This window comes from Colwellia sp. MB3u-55 (assembly GCF_014076785.1).
Lineage (GTDB): Bacteria > Pseudomonadota > Gammaproteobacteria > Enterobacterales > Alteromonadaceae > Colwellia_A.
In genome coordinates, this window is the sequence record NZ_JACGUS010000110.1 from 1 (window position 1) to 21,783 (window position 21,783).

The following is a 21,783-nucleotide window of genomic DNA, read 5'->3' on the forward strand; positions in this document are numbered from 1 at the left end:
GTCTTCAGACTTGAGCAGCTTTGCAAGTTTGAGCGCATCACGTTTATCGGTTTTGATTTTATCTCCTGGTTTTTTAGGGATAAGCGAAGGAGCGATGACATAGCAACAATGATTAAGGCTGGTGAAAAAGCGATAAATCCAATAGCCACAAGGACCGGCTTCGTAAAAAAAATGGAGCGTAGCGTCAGGATATTTTGACTGTAATTGTCGTACGAGTTTTTTAAAGGCGGCTTTATTGCTGAGTATTTTACCTAAATGAACTGACTTAGCGCCGCGCTGGTCTTCGTTATAAGCGACTTTAGTAAATGTTTTATGGGTATCTAAGCCAATGAAAAGTATGTTATGTTTTATCATGCTAGCCTCTGTTTTATATTGTTGACACATATAGTATGGCTCTGGTTTGTAAAACTAACCCACGTTCAGAGGCTAGCACCTCGTGGGGAGTCATTGTGTCTATATTTTTAAGGAGAGTTTGGTGAAACTTACAGTCATAATTTTTATTTTTATATTCTCAGGATTTAATAATGCATCTACGATGCCTGATTTTCCATTTGTGACTGTCACAGATAAAAGTGTCATAAAAGTTGAACCTGACATAACAACCTTAGAGTTTTATGTCGTGACATTTAACAAACAAGCTACTTTGGCTAAATCATTATTAAACAAAACATCAAATGATGTAGTAATCATCTTAAAATCTAATGGCATTTTAGAAACAGAGATAAAATCATTTGAAATTAATAAACAGGCAATGAGTATCATGGTTTAGCTATTTTAGGTTATGAATTTATTCAAAAATTTAAAGTTACCATTAATGATTTGAAAATTTATTCTAAGTTAACTAATGAGTTGATGGATAGCAATAATGTTGAAGATATCGAGAGTTATTTTGATTTTTCAAAGAAAGATGAAATCGAAGTTGAATTAATTAAAGAGGCATCGAAAAAAGCTAAACAAAAAGCTAAAAATATGGCGCTTGGTTTAGGTGTTAAAATAAATTCCGTTTTTGCATTGGATCATATTGCCAAATGTACATTAATGCTGGCTGATATTAATTATTAAAAAAACAACGACACCTATTTACTTTTTTCAAGACCTTCAGCTCCTAGCACCTATGTATTAGCAGGGATTGCATTGGGAATATATCATAGAACTCTAGTGAGGTAATTGTGATGGATAAGAGACAGTCTTTAAACGTTGGTGCGATGATTTTTTAAAAACTCTACTGCTCTGGAACTTTTAATTAGTCACTTATAATGAAAAAAACGAATAAAACGTATATCCATTCCTGCAAGTAACTAACAGACTACAGTATTTCATTATTCTGTAACTTTTTCACTTTTAAAACAGTTATTAAATATTTATTTAAATTACAAGTTGATGTGAATTTACATTTTATTTGTATTAGGTATATTAGTAACTAAGACAATCCGTTTTATCACACTAATGCGTCTCTATTTTTAAACAAATCAAAAGAAAAAAACTGTTGAATAATGAACATGGTGAACCAAATAAAAAGCACTAAATATGGATTACAAATAACAATGAAACCACTCCCAACTCTGCTTGCTCTAGTTTTATCATCACTGTTAAATCAGTCAGCTATAGCTTCTACTCAAGTAATACATGCTGGCGAACTCCTTTCTGTGCCTGGTATGTATCCTTTAAAAAAGCAAACCATTATTGTTAAAGATGGAGAAATTTTCGCTGTAAAAAAAGGCTTTGTTGACGCAAAAACAGTTGATAAAAATGCAATTTTTATCGATTTATCTAATAGCTTTGTTATGCCCGGATTAATGGATATGCATGTTCATTTACAAATGGAGCTTGGTCCTGACAATATCAAAGATACAGTCAAGTTATCTAATGCCGATATTGCTATGAAAAGTGTACATTACGCAAAAAAAACGTTGATGGCCGGTTTTACTACTGTGCGCGATTTATTGAGTGAATCAGAGCAAATGTATGCATTGAGGGATGGTGTCAATAAAGGATGGATTGAAGGTCCACGTATAATTGCAGCAGCAGGAATATCGATTACCGGTGGGCATTTAGATACTGATGGTATGGCACCTGACTTATTGGCAATGAAATCACCAAAAACACTTTGTGATGGACCTTTTGAATGTCGAAAAATGACCCGTCAAGCGATTAAATATGGAGCAGATGCCATTAAAGTGGCCTCAACTGGTGGGGTATTATCAGATACAAATACAGGTACGGGTCAACAAATGACCGATGATGAATTAAAAGAAATTGTCGATACAGCCCATGACTTAGGCCGTAAAGTTGCAAGCCATGCACACGCTACAGCAGGCATTAATGCGGCATTAAGAGCGGGTGTAGATAGTATTGAACATGGTAGCTACGCTGATAAAGAAACCATCAAACTATTTAAACAATCAGGTGCCTACTTAGTACCTACGCTACTTGCTGGAGCAACGGTTGTAAATATGGCGGAAACATCTGACTTTATGTCTTTGCCTATTAGGGCAAAAGCCATTCGTGTTGGTGCTGATATGCTGGCAAATTTTGAGATATCTTACAAAGCTGGTGTGAAAATCGCTTTTGGTACTGACAGTGGCGTGTCAAAACACGGCATCAATGCTCAAGAAGCTGTTCTAATGCACCAAGCGGGAATGTCTACGTCAGAAATCTTAAAATCTGCCACAGTTAATAGTGCAGATCTTATCGGAATGAGTGATAAATTAGGCACAATAGAACCCGGAAAATTTGCAGATATCATCGCGACTAATACTAGTCCATTAAAAAATATTAAAGCGTTACTTGATGTAAGTTTTGTTATGAAAGGCGGTAAAGTTTATAAGCATCAATAATAAAGAATTACGAACTTAACAGAGTTAACCTACAGTCTGGTTAATATTAATAACGACAATAAATAGGAATATATCGTGAAATTGTTTCAATTACTTGGTGTCGCTACTGTACTACTCGCAGTTTCGAATACTTATGCTCAACAAACATTAATTAATGCCAGCGCTTATCTTGATGTAAAAAATGGTGAAATAATAAAAAATGTCGCGGTCTTAATAGACGGCAATAAAATTGTCCAAGTGGGTAAACAAGGAAAAGTGAAAACCGAACAAGGTGCTAGCATTATTAACCTAAAAGGCAAAACATTAATGCCGGGCTTGATGGATATGCACGTACATTTAAATAGTGATGCCGAAGATAATTTTTTAGCCGCAAAAGGCAACTCAGTACCGCGTCAAACGGTAAAAGCAGTAAAAAATGCAAAAAAGACCTTGCTGGCTGGCTTTACTACGGTACGAAATTTAGGTGCTTCAGGATATTCTGTTATTGGAGTTCGTGATGGTATTAATGCTGGTGAAGTACCTGGTCCTCGTATTTGGGCTGCGGGTCATTCGATTAGCATTACTGGTGGCCATTGTGATGATAATTTTTCTCCTCCTGAGGCAAAAAGCATTTCCGGTGGAGTAGCAAACGGCCCTTGGGCGGTAAGAGCGAAAGTAAGAGAAAACATTAAGTATGGCGCAAATACCATTAAAGTTTGTGCTACAGGTGGTGTTTTTTCTAAAGGTACTAAAGTTGGTATTCAACAGTTAACCGAAGAAGAAATGAAAGCGGCCGTTGATGAAGCGCATTTACGTGGTTTAATCACCGCGGCACATGCACATGGTACTAGCGGTATAAAAGCAGCCATTCGCGCGGGTATAGACTCAATAGAGCATTGTAGTTTCTTAGATGATGAAGCAATTAAGTTGGCATTAAAACATGGGACTTACATGTCATGCGATATTTACAACACAGAATACACATTAGAGTTTGGTGCGGCCAATGGTGTGCCTGAAGAAAATATTAATAAAGAAAAAATGGTTTCAAAAGCACAACGTGAAAGCTTCCGCAGGGCAACAAAAGCGGGTGTAAAAATGGTATTTGGATCAGACGCTGCTATTTACCCACATGGTGACAACGGAAGGCAATTCTCACGTATGGTGACTTATGGCATGACACCAATGCAAGCCATTCAAGCAGCAACTATCAACAGCGCTACTTTACTTCAGCAACAGGGTTCTTTGGGACAAATTAAATCAGGTTATTTAGCCGATATTGTTGCGGTTGACGGCAACCCGATTAATAACATTTCCTTGATGGAAAATGTAACCTTTGTAATGAAAGACGGCGTTATCTACAAACAATAATAACGAGATTTTTTCTTGCCTTAATGTGTTGTCAACCATAAGGCGAGAGGTAAATATAGTTACTAAATCATTATTATTAAAACGATAATCTAATGCTTAATTGTAGTGCTGGATAAACTCCATCATAGTACAGCGGTTACTTAACTTTAAATAATTATCTTTTAAATAAATTTATAACGTACTTAATTTAAAAAAAGACAACATTTCGTATAAAAGGAAAATAAGTTAAATGTTAATTAAAACACCAAAACTATCTTCTCTTGCACTATCGATGATGATGCTATTTCCAGCGTCTCAAAGTAGCGCATTTGAAAAAGAAACATCGAGTAAAAAAGATGAAAAACCTAGCTGGTCAGTTAACGCCCCGCAAGGAGAGTTCAAAACGGCGAACATTGATGTTCGTACGGGGACATGGATGAACGTAGATATTAGTCCTGATGGTAAAACAATTATATTTGACCTATTAGGTGATATTTATAGCATGCCTATTACCGGCGGCGAAGCTAAGCCTTTCATGACCGATATTGCATGGCAAATGCAACCTACGTTTAGCCCTGACGGAAGATATATTGCTTTTACATCAGATGAAGATGGTGGCGATAACCTATGGGTGATGAATGCAGATGGTAGTAATGCTAAAGCGGTAAGTTCAGAAACATTCCGATTACTTAATAGTCCAGCTTGGTCACCAGACAGTAATTATATTGTCGGTCGCAAACACTTTACAGGTAGTCGCTCGCTAGGTGCAGGTGAAGTATGGATGTACCACAAAACTGGCGGTAGTGGTGTAATGCTCACTAAACGCCCAGATCAACAAAAAGATTTAGGCGAGCCAGCATTTTCACACGACGGTAAATATGTATATTTTTCACAAGACACTTCCCCAGGCAAAACCTTTCATTACAGTAAAGATTCCACCAAAGGCTTTTACAAAATTAAGCGCCTTGACTTAGAAAGCGGTGAAATTAAAGTGGTTATTTCTGGTACGGGTGGTGCTATTCGTCCTACTCCATCACCAGATGGCAAGCATTTAGCGTTTATTAGCCGTGATGATTTCCAATCAAAACTTTATCTATATAACCTTGAAAGCGGTGAACAGACCGAAATATACGGAAAGTTAGAACGTGATATGCAAGAAACATGGGCGATTCATGGTGTTTACCCAACCATTGCTTGGACACCTGACAGTGAAGAAATGATTTTCTGGGCTGGCGGTAAAATTAATAAATTAAATGTTGCCAGTAAAAAATCTGAAAACATTGAATTCCATGTAAAAACAACAAAGAAAATTCAAACTGCTTTACGTTTTCAACAAGATGTTAACCAAGACATATTTGACGTGAAAATGTTGCGTGACGTTGAAGTATCGCCTAACGGGAAAAGTGTCGTGTTTGAATCTATGGGTCATATCTATACTCGTAGCTTACCGGACGGAAAGCCAAAGCGTTTAACTCGTCAAAAAAATCATTTTGAACTGAACCCTAGTTATTCACGTGACGGCAAAAAAATTGTTTACGCCACATGGAATGACAAAAGCCAAGGCCAATTGCGTGTTGTTTCAGCACGTGGTGGCAAAGGTAAAGCTTTAACAAAAGAGCCTGGTAAATATATTGAACCGAGCTTTTCTCCTGATGGTAAAACGGTTGTGTTCCGTAAAGTGTCAGGCGGTTATATTACCGATCCTAAATGGGGTTTAAACCCAGGTATTTATCACGTATCTGCTAAAGGTGGCAAAGCTACATTAATTACTGAATCAGGCTTACAACCACACTTTGGTAGTAAAAATGACCGTATTTACGTTATTCGTGATAGTGAAAAGCCAAGCTTAACGCGTATTGATTTAGACGGACAGAATGAGAAAAAACTATACCAAGGTAAATTTTCCACCGAGTATAAAGTATCACCAGACGGCAAGAATTTAGCGTTTACAGAGCGGTTTAAAGTGTTTGTTACCCCTATGGTAGAACGTGGTGATGTGATCGATATTGGCCCGAAAGCTAAAAACTTACCTGTTAAACAACTTTCTATGCGTGCAGGTGAAGGCATTAGTTGGAACGGTAAATCAGACGAACTTCATTGGAGTTTAGGCGCGAATTTATATCAAGCCCCCGTTATTGGTGCGTTTGATATTGTTGCCAAGGTTGAAGATAAAAAAACTGAAAAGAGTAAAAATACTGACACCAAAGTAGATAAAACCAAGCCTAAAGTGACTAACTTAAGCTACAAGAAAAAAGCAGATAAACCATCAGGTATTGTTGCTTTTGTTGGTGGAACCGTGGTCACAATGGAAGGTGAACAAGTTATTGAAAACGGTATTGTTATCGTTGAAGGCAATACCATTAAAGCCGTTGGCACCAAAGAGCAGGTTAATGTTCCAAGTGGTGCTAAAGTTATTGATGTTGCTGGTAAAACCATAATGCCAGGCTTAATTGATGCACATGCTCATGGCCCACAGGCGAGCAGTGAAATTATTCCACAGCAAAACTGGAAAAACTACGCAGGTTTGGCACTAGGTGTGACAACAATTCATGACCCGTCAAATGATACCACGGAGTTTTTTGCCGCAAGTGAAATGCAAAAAGCGGGTAAAATCACCTCAGCACGTTTATTTTCAACCGGTACAATTTTGTACGGTGCAACAGTTGCTGGTTATACCTCGCATGTTGATAGCCTTGATGATGCTAAATTCCACGTTGAGCGTTTAAAATCAGCAGGTGCATTTAGTGTTAAAAGTTATAACCAACCTCGTCGTGACCAACGTCAACAATTCATCCAAGCATCACGTGAATTGAAAATGATGGTCGTGCCAGAAGGTGGTTCACTTTTACAACATAACTTATCAATGATTGTTGATGGTCACACAAGCTTAGAGCATTCAATTCCGACGGAAAAGGTGTATGACGATGTGAAGCAACTTTGGTCACAATCCGAAATGGCATACACGCCAACACTTATTGTCGCCTACGGTGGTATTTGGGGAGAGCATTACTGGTACGACAAAACAGAAGTGTGGAAACATCCACTGTTAAGTAAATATGTACCCAGTGAAATATTAGACCCGCGCACCATGCGACGCACTACGGCACCAGAGCATCATTACAACCATAAAAATGTGGCAACAGTAGCGAAAGAAATGCAAGATTTAGGTATTAAGGTTAATGCTGGTGGTCATGGTCAACGTGAAGGTTTAGGGATGCATTGGGAAATGTGGATGATGGCGCAAGGTGGTATGTCACCACTAGAAGCGATTAGAACCGCAACTATCTCGTCTGCTGAAACTTTAGGTTTAGACAATCAGTTAGGTTCACTTAAAGTCGGTAAATTAGCTGATATCATCGTAGTTGATGGTGATGTAACAAAAGACATCCGTTTAAGTGACCGTATTACCCATACCATGGTAAATGGTCGTCTATACGATGCTAATACTATGAATGAAATTGGTAACTACGATAATAAACGTAATAAGTTTTATTTCGAAAAATAATAGATAATTTAATATGAATGTGAAAGCCTTGTTTTAATAAAAAACAAGGCTTTTTTATGTTTATAAAGATGAGCTAGCGTTATAATCACCTGGATAGTGATAAAAAACAGCAAAAAATGGTGGGCGATATTATTCACCACTTTTCAAAATAGCCGACACTATTGAGTTTAACTTATAGGTTAACGTATTTTCTTTCGCTGAATATATAGTAACTATGGGTGTTCTAGTTACCAAATGAACCCGCATCACCAGGAAAAACAACAGGGCTTTCAAAGCCATCTTTACTGACACTAACCACGCCAAAAAAGTAATTATCTATAACAATATTTTCCAAAGTGTATTCTGTTACATTACCAACAAAACGGCTGTTTTGCCATTGTGAAGCATCCGTTAATCGCCAGTAAATCTTATAGCCTGCAATAATACTTTTTTCATTTTTATTTGCCTTTGCCCAAGCAAGTTTAGTACTGGGTTGCACTGCTCCGCTTATTTCAACGTTAACGGGTGGATTAGGAGCCCATGCCATGCCAGCTAAAGAAACTGCATTGAGTGCCGTAAGTTTTGCCGCATAGTTAAAGTTGATACCGTCGATAGTATCGCCATAGTTGACACCATTTTCTGTTCTAAGGTCTTGATGTTGTCGGTTGTAGTTCTCATTCGTTTCCATAATTCGAACCGCAGGATAACCAAGGTCGTTAAACGGACGGTGGTGTCCACCACGTCCAAATCTATCTAAACGGTAAACCATCATAGTGTCTAAATTAGGAATATACCTATCTGCCATCCAGTCAATATAACGAGCTAAGTTACGAGTAGGTGAATCGACTTCTCCCCCTGTAAAACGTCTTTTAGTTGCCTGCTTTTGTGTTTCTTTTTGGCGAGTGCCTTCAGCAAATATTCTTGCGGTTGTATTATTAATAACGCCATTAATCCCTTCAATATTGCCGATCATATCATTATTTAGTACCGCTTTAATTCGCCAACCATCTTTTTGCGCTTGCTTAGCCATAATTTTACCGCCAAAGAGCCCTTGCTCTTCACCAGCTAAGGCAGCAAACACAATTGAGCCATTGAATTCATGTTTTGATAGTACTCTTGCCGCTTCCAAAACGCCTGCAACACCTGAAGCATTATCATTGGCGCCCGGAGAGTCTGAGGTAGCATTCATAGGATCACTAACACGAGAATCAATATCGCCTGACATAATGACATAGCGATTATCATCCGTTTTACCTTTCAATATCGCGATGACACTCACCACTTCGGTAGGCTCTGGTATACGTTTTTCACCCGATATCACATCACGTTGAAAATACACCTCAAGACACTCTCCGCAAGCCTTCGAAATAGCTTCAAATTCAGATTTAATCCAACGTCTTGCAGCGCCGATACCGCGTGATTCAGATTGAGTTTCTGATAAAGTATGTCTGGTGCCAAAGCCGACGAGTTTCCTAATGTCTTTTTCGATATTATCAGCTGATACCTGCTCAGCTATCTGATGTAGCTTTACTTGATCCGTGTATTTAACTTCAGCTAACGCCGAAGTAATCGTTAATGCTGAGACGATTAAGCTACACGCCGCTATAGGGTATAAATTCCGCATATTTTAAACTCGCTTATTACAAAGGAAAAAATGTATATTTTCACCTGACAACTGATTGAAAAATATCATCATTGATTAAAGGAAATCACTATCTCAATAACCAATGGCGACACAACTATGATGATTAAAGAACTAAGAGATTACTATTCTACATTTAGTTCATCACCTCTACTTTATATTAGTAATCAATAACCTCCCTTTGATTTCGGAGTCGTTTTATATTGCTCAAACCACCATAATATATGAGCAACTTTAGACATTAAATTGCTAGGTCGTTTATAAATACCATGATAAGCGTCTGGTATCCTTACCATGGCTGTATCAACATCACGTAATTTAAGCGCTTGATAAAACTGTTCAGTTTCAGCAATGGGTGTTCGTTGATCTGCTTCCCCTGTTAGTAGCATGGTAGGTGTACTGACATTACCGACATAACTAATAGGTGATAATTTCATATAGTGCTCGCTGTCTTCCCATGGCATTTTGTTAAACCAATTTTTAATAACAAAAGGATAAATATCAGTGGTCAGTGCGAAGCTAATCCAATTGATAACAGGTTTTGCGACCACAGCAGCTTTAAATCTGTCAGTGTGACCAATAATCCACGCCGTTAAAACACCACCACCAGAACCACCTGTTACAAATAATGCCTCATCATCAATAGCTTCTTGCTTAATAACATTATCAACAACAGACATTAAATCATCATAATCTTGGCTTGGATAATTATTATGAATGGTTTGAGAGAATTCTTTACCGTAGCTATCACTTCCTCTTGGGTTAGCATAAACTACGACATAGCCTTTCGCTGCCATAAGTTGAATTTCTGCAGAAAAATGAGGTCCATAATTTGTGACTGGACCACCATGAATTTCTAGGATCAAAGGAAATTTTTTACCCGCTTTTTTAGCTGTATCATACCCTGGAGGGTAAGCAATCCAAGCTTGAATATTGCGTTTATCAAATGAAGATTTGGTATTAATTTCTTTTATACTAGCTAGAGTTTTATAACCTAATGCATCTTCATTAAGTGTAGTTAGTAGGGTTGTTTTACCCTTTTTCGTTATTGCTATATCCGCAGGGCGTTGAGGATTCGAAAAAGTAAAAGCAACAGTTCCATCTTCTGAAACAACAAATTCACCGCCATTATATGGTCTACCGTAAGAGAGTCCGCCTAACTGTCTCGCAACAATTTTTCGTTTGCCACTCAACGATTGAGAAGCAACATAAGTTTCTCCTTTATCTTGATAACTCATTAAAACGGATTTGCTGTTCTTAGCCCATTGAATGTTATTAATTGAACGGTCTAAATTTTCAGTAATAGAATGTTTATTTGAACCATCAATATTCATGATATAAAGTTCAGTGTTTTCGTAATTTTTATAGTGCTGATCAGAGCCTAAATACGCAATCAACTTACCATTAGGCGAGATAATAGGGCTTGAATCAGGTCCATTACGATCTGTTAATACGTTAACTTCTTGCGTTTCAATATCCACAGAGTAAATATTACTATCTGTCCATTCTAGATCTTTATCTAAACGTTTGTTGGTTGAGTAATATAATTTGCTTCCATCTTTGCTCCAACTAACTTTTTCATTATGATTGAACTCACCCTCTGTAAGTTGACGTGCATTTCCCCCATCAGTTGACATAACAAAAATATGGCTATTACCTGCTTTATTATAACCTGCACCATCAAAGCGATAATACATGTCATCAATATACACCGCTGGCTTAGCCCATTTTGCTCCTTTAGGCATACCTGGCAGTGATACAACACTCTTTGTTTCACTATCAACAAACATTGAGAAAGCTAAATGTTTTCCATCAGGCGACCAACTTAGATTTGAAGGTGCGTTAGTGAAGTGACTCAATTGTCCAGCGTTACCTGTTTGCAACCACTTCATATGTATTTGAGATTTACCACTCGCCGTAGAAATATAAGCTAGTTTTGTATTATCAGGAGAAAGCTTTGGCGAATAATCAACATGAAGACCATTAGTTACCGGAGTTAAGTTTTTTTTCTTGTCAACTTTCCAAATGTTGCCAAGTTTTTTATCACTATGAATATCCATATAGTTACGAACAAAATAGACTTCATCACCGCCAGCATTTATAGCAAGTCCAGAAGCATACTCCAGTGTAAAAACATCTTCTAGTTGTAATACAGGCTCGACTTTAGCAAAGGTCATTGTTGAAAAGAGCGGCGCAATTATTACTGCTACCCAAATGTTTTCCTTCATTATTATTCCTTAAACGGGTAGCTTTAACCCTATTATTCATGATTGAACTCTAAGCTAAATTAACATAATTTATTTAAATTACAAAATTATGTGAATTTAGATTTACATTTATCAGCACCGTCGAGAAAACTGGGTACTTTAGTGCAGAGTAGTTCACAATTAAATAACCAATGACGGGGGCATCTATCAAAATGTGAATCTTAATTTATCGAACATTTTGATAATTACTCGTTAGTATAAAAAGCGATTAGTGAATTTATAATGAGCAGTTCAGAATAAAAAAAAATATCTTCACAAAGAATTTATCAGCAGCTCAAGCCATATGCTTGTTAGCCACTTTTACTTAGTTACAGTTGTATGCAAATGACAGTGACTTATGTTCTATCACCTACAGAGAAGCAGCTGAACTTGGTCTTGATAATTTAGAACATGGCTTTTTTGCCTCAACAGATGTTGTTAAAGGAAAAGTTAAAGATGAATGCCCAAGTTATAAAGTATCACACCAATCGCTAGTAGATCTTGATATAGACTCTAAAGAAGTTAACGACCTTATTGAATTTTTGATAAAAAAGAGGTTGCGTTAACCTCAATATTAACTGTCTTTGAAATCTATACTAAAGGCCGCCCAAAAGCTTAGCCTAAAGCACTTGATGTCCTTATTCCACAAGTACGCTATCAATACGAAGCAATTTTGGAAAAAATAGCCAACCAAGAACATGCTACTTGGTCTATTATCTTTAAAAAGATGATGAAGCTTGAAAGATATTTATTGAAGCTGACAGAAAATTAATGGTAGGAACGGATCCAACAGTTTTTAGTGGTGTTATTGCTGGTTTTTCTAATCAACGGGTTGTTGAATTGCTTGTATAAGCAGGTTTTAGCGTGGAAGAATCCATTGAAATATCTACGCTTAATACCGCTAAATATTTACATTGTGAAAATCTAATTGGCTCTATGAAACAGGAAAACGTGCTGATTTAGTTTTGGTTGATGGTGACTTATCAAAAGATCCATCGGCTATTCGTGATAGGTCAGTCGTTTTTAAAGGCGGCATAGGCTATAACATAGAAAAAATACCGGCAACGACTAAGTCGATTGTTGGCTCACATTAATCCAAAAACGGTTAATATCACTTAAAATAAATCATAATACTAATAATAAATTAAAAGGAATAAACATGAAAAAATCAGTAATATCTTGTTGTGTTGCTTTAGGATTAATGTCTTCATTTGGTGCTAAGGCTGCGACAGGCCCGAAAGAACTACTTAAAAATGTTGAACATAAAGTTATTGAATGGCGCCGTGATTTTCACCAAAATCCTGAGCTAGGAAACCGTGAATTTCGCACCGCTGGCATAGTTGCAGAGCATTTGAGAAGCCTTGGCATGGAAGTGGAAACCAATATTGCCTATACCGGTGTTGTTGGGATTTTGAAAGGTTCAAAGCCAGGCCCTACGGTAATGCTTCGTGCCGATATGGATGCTTTACCGGTAACAGAAAAGGTCGATTTACCTTTTAAGTCAACTAAAACAACTAACTACCGCGGTGTCGATGTCGGTATTATGCACGCCTGTGGCCATGACACCCATGTTGCCATGTTGATGGGAACAGCTTCAGTACTAGCTGGCATGAAAGATCAACTCAATGGTAATGTCATGTTTGTATTCCAACCCGCAGAAGAAGGTGCACCTAAAGGTGAAGAAGGTGGCGCTGAACTGATGTTAAAGCAAGGAATATTTAAACGTTATAAACCTGATGCTGCTTTTGGTTTACATATAACATCTAGCCTGCCTTCCGGAACTATAGGTTATCGAAGTGGCCCATTTATGGCTAGTGCAGATAGGTTTGAAATTAATGTCCATGGTGAACAAACACATGGTTCTGCACCTTGGAACGGCGTCGATCCCATTGCAGCGGCGGCTCAAATTGTTAATGGTGTGAACCTCATTGTTAGTCGTCATATTGATATTACCAAAGAACCTGCTGTCGTTTCTTTTGGTAAAATTTCGGGTGGTGTGCGTAATAATATTATTCCTGAAAATGTCGAAATGATAGGTACTATTCGTAACTTTGACATGGATAATAGGCAACAAATTTTTGAAAAAATTAAAACAACGGCAACGCATATTGCTGCCTCGTCAGGAGCAAAGGCCGATGTTAATATTTTCAAAGGTTACCCTGTTACGATAAACAACCCAGAATTAACCACACAAATGTTACCGAGTTTGGAAAAAGCAGCCGGAAAGCAAAATGTAATGATTATACCTAAGATCACCGGTGCAGAAGATTTTTCATTTTACGCCCTTGAGGTACCAGGTTTATTCGTTTTTTTAGGGGGAACTCCAAGTGATAAAGACGAAAAAACAGCACCAAGTAACCATTCCCCTTATTTTTTTGCTGACGAGTCCTCATTTAAAACGGGCACTGCTACATTGACTCAACTGACCCTTGACTATATGGCCCAAGCTAAATAGTATTTGCCAGTAAAGTGTATGGCAATATGAAAATATTATTTGGGATTATTACCCCTAGTAGTTACCCAAATGAATTTTGGTATTGCTGTTTTCCTTAAAAAATCGCATCATTCAACTAGTTTCACCTTAAATGGATATATAGCGATAACTATGCCAACAAAAAATGTTTTCTTGCCAAAACAGCAAAGAAGCCAAGATACACAACGTAAACTATTAAACGCTTTACATTTTTGTCTCCAAGACAAGTTTTTCGAGCACATCACTATTAAAGAATTATCCGCGCGTGCTGGCGTATCCGTAGGCACCTTTTACCGACGATTTAAAGACAAAGAATCATTATTGCCACTACTCTATCAAGACTTTGGTAACGATCTCTCTCAATGGGTCACTAACCTCGAACTTATCGAATTTACAAATTTAAAGGAAGCTTTAGAAAAGGTATCCGTTGAAACCTATCAATTTCTTTCGACACGCAAAAGTGTATTTCGAACACTCCACTTAAATTCAAGGCTCCACTCAGAATTACTTGATTCAGATAAATCAGTGGACCGCAAAGTAATTTACCGACGTTTGGTCGAAATTTTATTAAGATTTAGACAAGAAATTACAGCAGAAGATCAATCAAAAGTTGCTGAAGTGGCTATTTTTATGATTATTAGCGGTCTTTTAGACAAGGTTCTTTATCCAACTCTAACCCCCGCAATTGCCTGTGAGATTGATGATGCCGAATTTTCTATTGAACTACCAAAAATAATATTGCCTTATTTGACTATATAGAAACAAGTTGCATTAAAGCGCATATACGATTGAATTAACTAAGAACTTCGCTCTTTTAGGGCTCAGCATTGTTTGAACTGCGACGAGTATTGGTGTTTCCCATATTGTTCAAGCAACGCGAGCGGGCGCTGATTTTGGTTTTGCGTTATTAGGCTTATCATTCTTTATCACGTTGTTAAGTATCTTTTTTTCTTATTTGGTCCAAAATATGGGAGTCTAATAGGTAAAATTTTTCTTCACGATTATCAAAATGTAGGTAGTTGGGCATTTTATCTATTCCTTATTCTTCCGCTTCTCACGATTTTTTTTGTTCAGTCTGGCGTGACCATTGTGACGGCTACATTAGCGATGAATTTATTTGTGATGTGATGTTGCTATTACAATGGGCAGCTTGTGTTCTAACGTTTCATTGCGAAGGTGTGCCATCATCCAACGTTCAAAAATTTTCACATCCACTTCAGCCTTAGATTTATCCCTTGTTTTACAAGGGCCTAGCGGGCAAAATGACTGTATCGTAATGTGTCGCTAGTTGTTGGTAGGTTGGGTTTAAATCAGGCTCATATTGGCAGGCTTTGGTGACGGCACTTTTAAGATTGTCAGGAATGATCAGCTGAGGAACACCACCAAGAACTCAAAAAAATAGGCGTGACTCATCACCAAATCTTCGAGTTTCTGGCTATAAGTCGTTTCGGCATAGGTATAATTTGATGCCACCATGACCGCAACGAACGCCTGTACTTCCATCAACGATACTCATGGTTGGGCCACAATAATCCACAAACAGTTTTTCACCTGCTTTATGATTTTGTCGCATGAAAGGTTTTTAGCATTTAAGCCATGCCTTATAATAATGGCAGAAGTGAGTGTAACTGTAAAAACCTTCCGCGTGTCGCTCTTTGTATTTTTCCAGAAGCAGCAACAACGTCATGGTTTTAGGCCGAAGCTCTTGCTGAACTAACGACCAATCAGGAATAGTAAAGCCTTTTAATTGAGGCTTTTTTGAAAAACGCTTGTTGCAGAGAGTGATCATCCCACTTCTCATCAAGCGGCCAACAAATAATATCTATTTCTGCTGATTTACAGGCATATTTAGACGCGATTGGGGTGAAAAAGATAAGCTTGTCGCGATCTAGCCAAGCTAATTGTCGCCTAATAGATGACTGATTTTACATCCGTATTTTAGTATTAAAATTTCTTTAAGTTTACGAATTAAAATAGGTGCCGTTGGGATGGCCATTCTCATCAGAAAAAATGAAAATAACAATGGTTATAAACACCAACTGCCTAGACAAAAAGTACAAAAATGGACCGATACTACTCAAGTTGATTACTCAATACTATTTTGACCAAAAAGTGATCGAAATAGATAGTATGGGGTGATTGCGATCGATAGTATTAGATGATCGGCTTAGATGGTTTCGGCCTTCTGATGTATAATAATATGCATCAGAAGGCCTGCTTGAAGAATAATGTTAATTCCATAATGGGTAGGTATCTGTCACTGCTCATTCTCTTGATATCAACATCATTAAATAAAACACGAAATTCCAGCATATTTGCATCCATGATACCAATAGTTCGTTTGAAAAAATGAATAAATAATAAAAACAAAAAACGAAATCTTAAGACCATTGTTTTATCCGATAAGTAATTAGAAACATAATAATATGTCACTAATGGTTACTTAACTACCCTAAATAAATTTCAAATTGAAAGTTAGATTGACCTGATGGTACCTTAAATGATGCTATCCATTTGATCTAGAGAGTATCAAGGGTTTCAATTAGTGCGCAGTAATAGTCATGTAATTATGTGAATGACCACTGTGGTCGCTCAAAAGCCAGTAACAGTGTTGTTAAATCCGGTCTTGTATATATTTAGAGCTATGACTCCTGCAAGCTCATTGCTGCCAATGAAATGTTGTCTCTGTACGATAACTTATGCCACAAAATATACATTAGTTATTACATCTAATTGGACAAGTTGGATTAGATTTTGTATTGATAATATTTTCCGTTCAAAAAAGAGGACGGTCTTACTAAAAATTTAGATGTCAGGCCTAGAAATCATATAAAATCGATACAATTGACTCAGTTTTCGCTTTCAACTCAGTCAATTATTACGAAGCCAGAATCTTCAATTTCTCTTTCTGCGTATTTTAACAATGCGATAGTGCTAAAAACGCCAAGTACCGTTTATATCAAACAGGCCAAAATTATCACCATCAACTTTTATCCAAGATACACCGTATTTAATCGCTGTTGTTTGCGAAAACCAATAGTGATGTGCCAACGAAACAGTAAATAAAGTTTCATCATTCCAGTCGTCAGTGAAATCTGAGTAAACTAAGCCAACTTTATAAGCGTTATGCTTAGCAGTGTAAAAGGTAGCAAATACTTTTGCCGTATTTCGTTCTTCATGATGCGAAATTGAGGAAGTAATGTCCAAACCTTTGCCTTCATTAACATTGGTGTATCTAGCTTTAATAGCAACAAAAGTCTCACTGTCATATTGAGAATTTTTGGATTTGACATAATCATCAATAATATCAGTATATTCACTATTTTCAGAGTAGTTATGGATTCCAAACCCTAGCGTCAATTGTTGGTTAACCGTATAGTTAAGAGCAAGGTCTGTGAGTAACTCATCTTCATCATACTTCCTCGTCCTAAATTCCCCACTATGGTCAGTATAACTGTATTTATTGGTATGGCGTTGGTAACTAAAATCAGCTTCGAAGCTCCAACGTTGGCTGAAATATAACTTGCCAGCCAAATTAGGATTATAGTTCAGAGCATTTAAATTCACTTTTAACCAGCTGAACCGGCCTAAGTGGGATTGCAAATCATAAGGCTGTTCATTATCGGCAACAGGAGAAAAATAGTATTTATAACTGGCACCGACAACTGGAAATTCAGACCAATCCCCATCTATAAATGCAAGGCTAGCCAAATTGATAATACCGTATTGTAATTCATGTTGAATGGCCTTGTTTTCTGATTCTGCAAAAACTGGCACTGACAATAAAACCGAGAAAGGGAAAATTAGATGAGATGTTTTAATGGAAAATCCTTTTTTATTAAATAGTTAAGAGTTAAGGGTTAATGCTACTTTAAGAGCACTACTGTAGTCAAATTGCTTTCCTCCTAATTCGAAGCTTACATAAATCTCAATTGGGAGTGTCATACATGTGAGTTCAATATATTACTATGTATACGTAACAGTAATTCCTTAATTTATATTTAAGTGTCATTAATAACCGATAAAGTCAATAAATTAGAAACTATTAAAACCAAAATTTCCATAAAAAATGTGTTGCTAAGTTGTAATTATTCATTAGAAAATCTATAGCAAATATTTTAAAGCTAATGTCTTCAATGCGCACAACGTGATCGTTAATATTTCAAATGTGAACGACGCCTTTCGTGGTTTAGTTGCCAGTTAAGATAAATCGAGATCTATGACTTATGATTATTCTCAATGGCCTAAAAATATATTGATGCTAACGTCGCTTAATCGGAACAGTTGCTATTATAATAATGAGTCTTAATGGCTCTTTTTCTGAAATGATTATGATTTATTTCTGAAAGTTGCTGGTTAACCTAAATAATATTAGCTGGTCAATGTTATTTAGTCGCAGAAGTAAATGGTAATAATCGAAAGTGTTAATGTAATTGGGTGACATAACCGATGTTATTATTCAAAAAAGTAATGGATCAGCAGAAATACCGATTATTGAAATAAATGCTAATGTCGTTCAGTTTCGTTATAAATATGTTTTTAACACTGACCACCTTTTATCTAAGTTATCGATTTAGTGGCGAATGCCAAGATGATATGACTCAATTTACAAATCTTACTTTTTATAAGGCCCGCTTAAAACAAAACGCTCTTCGCTTTTTGACTAAAATGAGGCTTGAATTTTAATCTAGTCACACTTTAACCGAATAGGTAAACACTAAAATCACCTATTTAAGATGCTTCTAGATTACGGCAGGTATTATCAATTTTTTTAATTTGAGTGTTGCTACTTCTTTACCTTCTTTTTCTTGCTCTACTCTAAAAGGAATAAAGTTATGCTCGACACTTAACCAAAAATGGGTTTTTCTTGAGCTATTGGTTTTTACTCGAGAAACCTTTACCGTATCAACCAGCCCCATTGGTGTCTTAATTTTTTCTCTACCTGAATATTCAAATATATAACTTTTAACTGAATTATCATCATAAACAAAATATTCTAAATGCTGTTCTTTTTTTTGTAAGTCATGGCTCAATTTTTCGATAACTAATAAAGGGTCGAGTATATTAGCTTTTAAAGCAAGCGACCATTGTTCAGCGGTATCGCTCCCTAAAACAAGATGGTTAGCATGATCGAATTCAATCGTTTGATTTTTTGTTTTCTTAAATGTTCGCTGATCTTTGCTGATATATTTTATTGGCTCTATCTGTTGGTCATCATATGAAAACTCACTAGACTCTTCGGTATTAATCACATAAAAATATTTTGAAGCCTCGGTTTTAAACGTCAATTTATACTGGTTATCAGCAGTTTTTGATAACATCCGCTCTGCCGTTCCATATTTATCACCCTGTCGATAAACGGTATAATGCGCAGTATATTCTGCCAAAGTCGCATTATTCGCTGCGGTGGATTTTTCTGTGCTTTGTGCATAACAACTGACCATAACTAAACAGGACAATATATAAGTTCGAATATAAGTTGAGCGTAAAAAATAAGAGTAGAGAAACATCAAAATAGTACCTTGTTGTGGTGATGCAGAAAAATTACCTGTAAAACGTTCTCTTTTTAGCGTAAATCACGTCCAAGGTAAATTGATTTTTATCTTAAAGGCTATTTTCAGTTTAGCCTAAGCGAAACTTAAGTTTGTATAATTACTATGAAGACACTAACCCATAGGTATTTTTATGAATTTAAGAATTAAATATATCTCTTATTTCAATAATATAAAATTAACAACGAATCAATTATTGTTATTTACCAGTTGCTACATAGCACTGATCTTGAATTTGCCTTTTTTGATCAAATCCACAACGATTATTACCGCGCTCGATAACTATAATTTATTCTTTCTGGTGCCATTGCCGATATTTCTATTAGCCTTGACCATTATCATCCAAGGGCTTTTTTCTTTTAGATGGTTAACTAAACCTTTGTTAATCGCTACGGTCATTTGTTCTGCTTTAGTATTTTATGGCACCATTTCATACGAGATCGTTTTTGATTACGGTATGGTAAAAAATACTATAGAAACCGACACGGCTGAAGCGTGGTCCTACATAAATTTTCACGCTATTATATTTTTTATATTTTTTGGATTACTCCCCTCTTTCATTATTTATTCGGTACAATTAATTTATAAGCCCTTGTTAAAAGAACTGTTAAGTCGACTAAAAATCATTAGCTTAAGTCTTATCTCTGTCTTTTTAATAGGCGTTTTTTTCTATTCAAATTACGCGGCTGTTGGCAGAAATAATAAAGACCTTATTACCTACATCATCTCTTATAAAATGATGGTTTTGTCATTCAAATTGTCCGAAATCACTATTTTTACCCACCATTAGAATTTAAGGTCTTAGATACAACACCATCAATAGTGCGTAATAGTCAGAAAAAGCGTGTCACCGTAATGGTGTTAGGAGAAACAGCTCGTGCGCAAAGTTTTTCACTAAATGGCTATAGTAAACGGACTAACCCATATACCGAAAAACAAGGTGTTGTCTCATTCTCAAATATGAGTTCATGTGGAACGGCAACGGCTGTTTCTGTCCCCTGTATGTATTCAAGATTAAATAAAGCGGGTTATGACAAACGTGTTGCGATGGCACAACAAAATGTTGTAGATATTATCCACTTAGCGGGGGCTGACGTTTTATGGATAAGTAATAATAACGGTAGTTGTAAAGGCGTTTGTACGCGGGTAAAAACGAAACAGATAGACTCTAACCAATCAAACCCTTTGTGTGATGGTGAGGTCTGCTACGACGAAGCACTTTTAGCGCCCTTAAAAAGTAAGCTCAATGGACTAACCCATAAAAACACCATGATCATACTGCATATGATTGGCTCTCACGGACCCACTTATTTTAAACGCTATCCTAAAAACAAACGTATTTTCACTCAAGATTGTCAACGCAGCGATATTAAAAACTGTACACAAGAGCAACTTATTAACAGTTATGACAACACTATCGCTTATACCGATTTGGTACTCTCAAAAATTATTAATGAGTTAAATCATGTGGCTGAGAAAAATGATATTGAAACTTCTTTGCTTTATATTTCAGACCATGGCGAATCATTTGGTGAGAATGGGCTTTATTTACATGGCTTGCCCTACACCTTCGCTCCAGAGGAGCAAACCCATGTACCTATGATCTATTGGAATGACCCAATGCAAAATAACTTCAACCTTAATTGCTTGAAAAACTTAGTAAAATCACCTGTTACTCATGACAATGTTTTTGACACTTTGCTTAGTATTATGTCAGTGCGAACAAAAGCATATTATATTGATAATGACCCTTTTCTGACGTGTAAATCACAAGGTGCTATAGCACGCACCACTATAACCCAAGACAAATCAATGGAGATTCAAGACTAATGTTTGACAATATAAATAAACCCAAAGGGTTGTATAGAGTCTATTTAGCAGCTTTAAATTCACTACGCGCATTTAAATGGCTTTACGCCAATGAGTCAGCGTTTAGACGAGTGCTTTTACTGCTTATTATTGCCATACCACTGTCTTTTCTATTTGATATAAGCTTCAAAGAACAAGTGATATTAGTCTTGGCGATTCTCTTTATTATATTTACAGAAATAATAAATACCGCCATAAAGGCTGTTGTTGATAGGGTAGGTTTAGAGATTCATCCATTGTCGGGGCTTGCAAAAGACTTAGGATCTGCAGCAGTGATGATCAGCCTTATTGTCGCCATTAGCATTTAGCATTTAGCATTTAGCTAATAATACTTCTGTAATGCTCATAAAGCTT

Annotated in this window: 17 protein-coding genes and 1 pseudogene; 12 read left to right on the forward strand and 6 right to left on the reverse strand. The window is 36.6% G+C overall.

Translation table 11 applies throughout. The annotated features are described in order from the left end of the window. The coding region (locus H4J66_RS08315) for a transposase (protein WP_182173053.1) at nucleotides 1-354 on the reverse strand (354 nt) is incomplete at its 3' end. 121 nt (nucleotides 355-475) lie between these two features. Between H4J66_RS08315 and H4J66_RS08320 the strand changes: the two genes are divergently transcribed. From H4J66_RS08320 to H4J66_RS08340, 5 genes are all read left to right on the forward strand, one after another. Next, nucleotides 476-769 carry an SIMPL domain-containing protein gene (locus H4J66_RS08320; RefSeq protein ID WP_182173056.1) on the forward strand — a complete coding sequence of 98 codons (294 nt, stop codon included), beginning with the start codon at nucleotides 476-478 and terminating at the stop codon, nucleotides 767-769. A 2-nt stretch (nucleotides 770-771) separates the two neighbouring features. Then, nucleotides 772-1,062 (forward strand): SIMPL domain-containing protein, encoded by a 291-nt coding sequence (locus tag H4J66_RS08325; RefSeq protein WP_182173310.1) that lies wholly within the window; start codon nucleotides 772-774, stop codon nucleotides 1,060-1,062. 482 nt (nucleotides 1,063-1,544) lie between these two features. Continuing rightward, entirely contained in the window at nucleotides 1,545-2,837 is a 1,293-nt protein-coding gene (locus H4J66_RS08330) for an amidohydrolase family protein (protein WP_182173059.1), read from the forward strand. Between the two features lie 81 nt (nucleotides 2,838-2,918). Next, nucleotides 2,919-4,184: an amidohydrolase family protein gene (locus H4J66_RS08335; RefSeq protein WP_220463250.1), complete on the forward strand. Its 1,266-nt coding sequence runs from the start codon at nucleotides 2,919-2,921 to the stop codon at nucleotides 4,182-4,184. Nucleotides 4,185-4,413: 229 nt separating this feature from the next. Continuing rightward, on the forward strand, nucleotides 4,414-7,668 hold the full coding sequence (locus H4J66_RS08340; protein WP_182173062.1) for an amidohydrolase family protein: 3,255 nt from the start codon (nucleotides 4,414-4,416) through the stop codon (nucleotides 7,666-7,668). Between the two features lie 223 nt (nucleotides 7,669-7,891). On the opposite strand, the gene H4J66_RS08345 is transcribed toward H4J66_RS08340, so the two are convergent. Together H4J66_RS08345 and H4J66_RS08350 are read right to left on the reverse strand one after the other, a co-directional pair. Further along, nucleotides 7,892-9,271 carry a M28 family metallopeptidase gene (locus H4J66_RS08345; RefSeq protein ID WP_182173065.1) on the reverse strand — a complete coding sequence of 460 codons (1,380 nt, stop codon included), beginning with the start codon at nucleotides 9,269-9,271 and terminating at the stop codon, nucleotides 7,892-7,894. 185 nt (nucleotides 9,272-9,456) lie between these two features. After that, nucleotides 9,457-11,517, reverse strand: a complete 2,061-nt coding sequence (locus H4J66_RS08350) for a S9 family peptidase (RefSeq protein ID WP_182173068.1) — start codon at nucleotides 11,515-11,517, stop codon at nucleotides 9,457-9,459. Between the two features lie 353 nt (nucleotides 11,518-11,870). On the opposite strand from H4J66_RS08350, the gene H4J66_RS08355 reads away from it, so the two are divergent. The 4 genes from H4J66_RS08355 to H4J66_RS08365 all read left to right on the forward strand — a co-directional run bounded on the left by H4J66_RS08355 (nucleotide 11,871) and on the right by H4J66_RS08365 (nucleotide 14,767). Continuing rightward, nucleotides 11,871-12,101: a hypothetical protein gene (locus H4J66_RS08355; protein WP_182173071.1), complete on the forward strand. Its 231-nt coding sequence runs from the start codon at nucleotides 11,871-11,873 to the stop codon at nucleotides 12,099-12,101. A gap of 399 nt (nucleotides 12,102-12,500) precedes the next feature. Then, nucleotides 12,501-12,629: a hypothetical protein gene (locus H4J66_RS20315; protein ID WP_259368675.1), complete on the forward strand. Its 129-nt coding sequence runs from the start codon at nucleotides 12,501-12,503 to the stop codon at nucleotides 12,627-12,629. A 107-nt stretch (nucleotides 12,630-12,736) separates the two neighbouring features. Beyond that, nucleotides 12,737-13,990 (forward strand): M20 family metallopeptidase, encoded by a 1,254-nt coding sequence (locus H4J66_RS08360; RefSeq protein ID WP_409049360.1) that lies wholly within the window; start codon nucleotides 12,737-12,739, stop codon nucleotides 13,988-13,990. Nucleotides 13,991-14,029: 39 nt separating this feature from the next. After that, nucleotides 14,030-14,767 (forward strand): TetR/AcrR family transcriptional regulator, encoded by a 738-nt coding sequence (locus H4J66_RS08365; protein WP_259369094.1) that lies wholly within the window; start codon nucleotides 14,030-14,032, stop codon nucleotides 14,765-14,767. 402 nt (nucleotides 14,768-15,169) lie between these two features. On the opposite strand, the pseudogene istA reads toward H4J66_RS08365, so the two are convergent. The 3 genes and pseudogenes from istA to H4J66_RS08380 all read right to left on the reverse strand — a co-directional run. Continuing rightward, nucleotides 15,170-15,998: pseudogene (gene istA / locus H4J66_RS08370) on the reverse strand (IS21 family transposase); the annotation flags it as partial. 944 nt (nucleotides 15,999-16,942) lie between these two features. Continuing rightward, complete coding sequence (locus tag H4J66_RS08375; RefSeq protein WP_182173077.1) at nucleotides 16,943-17,785, reverse strand: hypothetical protein; 843 nt, start codon at nucleotides 17,783-17,785, stop codon at nucleotides 16,943-16,945. A 965-nt stretch (nucleotides 17,786-18,750) separates the two neighbouring features. Continuing rightward, a complete protein-coding gene (locus H4J66_RS08380) occupies nucleotides 18,751-19,518 on the reverse strand; it encodes a DUF3108 domain-containing protein (protein ID WP_259368677.1) in 768 nt (255 codons plus the stop codon). A 175-nt stretch (nucleotides 19,519-19,693) separates the two neighbouring features. Between H4J66_RS08380 and H4J66_RS20320 the strand changes: the two genes are divergently transcribed. From H4J66_RS20320 to H4J66_RS08390, 3 genes are read left to right on the forward strand one after another with little or no spacing between them, the layout of a single operon-like run. Continuing rightward, entirely contained in the window at nucleotides 19,694-20,350 is a 657-nt protein-coding gene (locus H4J66_RS20320) for a DUF1705 domain-containing protein (RefSeq protein ID WP_259368673.1), read from the forward strand. Nucleotides 20,351-20,382: 32 nt separating this feature from the next. After that, on the forward strand, nucleotides 20,383-21,390 hold the full coding sequence (locus H4J66_RS20325) for a sulfatase-like hydrolase/transferase (protein ID WP_310650642.1): 1,008 nt from the start codon (nucleotides 20,383-20,385) through the stop codon (nucleotides 21,388-21,390). Then, nucleotides 21,390-21,737, forward strand: a complete 348-nt coding sequence (locus tag H4J66_RS08390; protein ID WP_182173084.1) for a diacylglycerol kinase — start codon at nucleotides 21,390-21,392, stop codon at nucleotides 21,735-21,737. Before H4J66_RS20325 ends, H4J66_RS08390 begins: the two co-directional genes overlap by 1 nt. Nucleotides 21,738-21,783 lie beyond the last annotated feature (46 nt).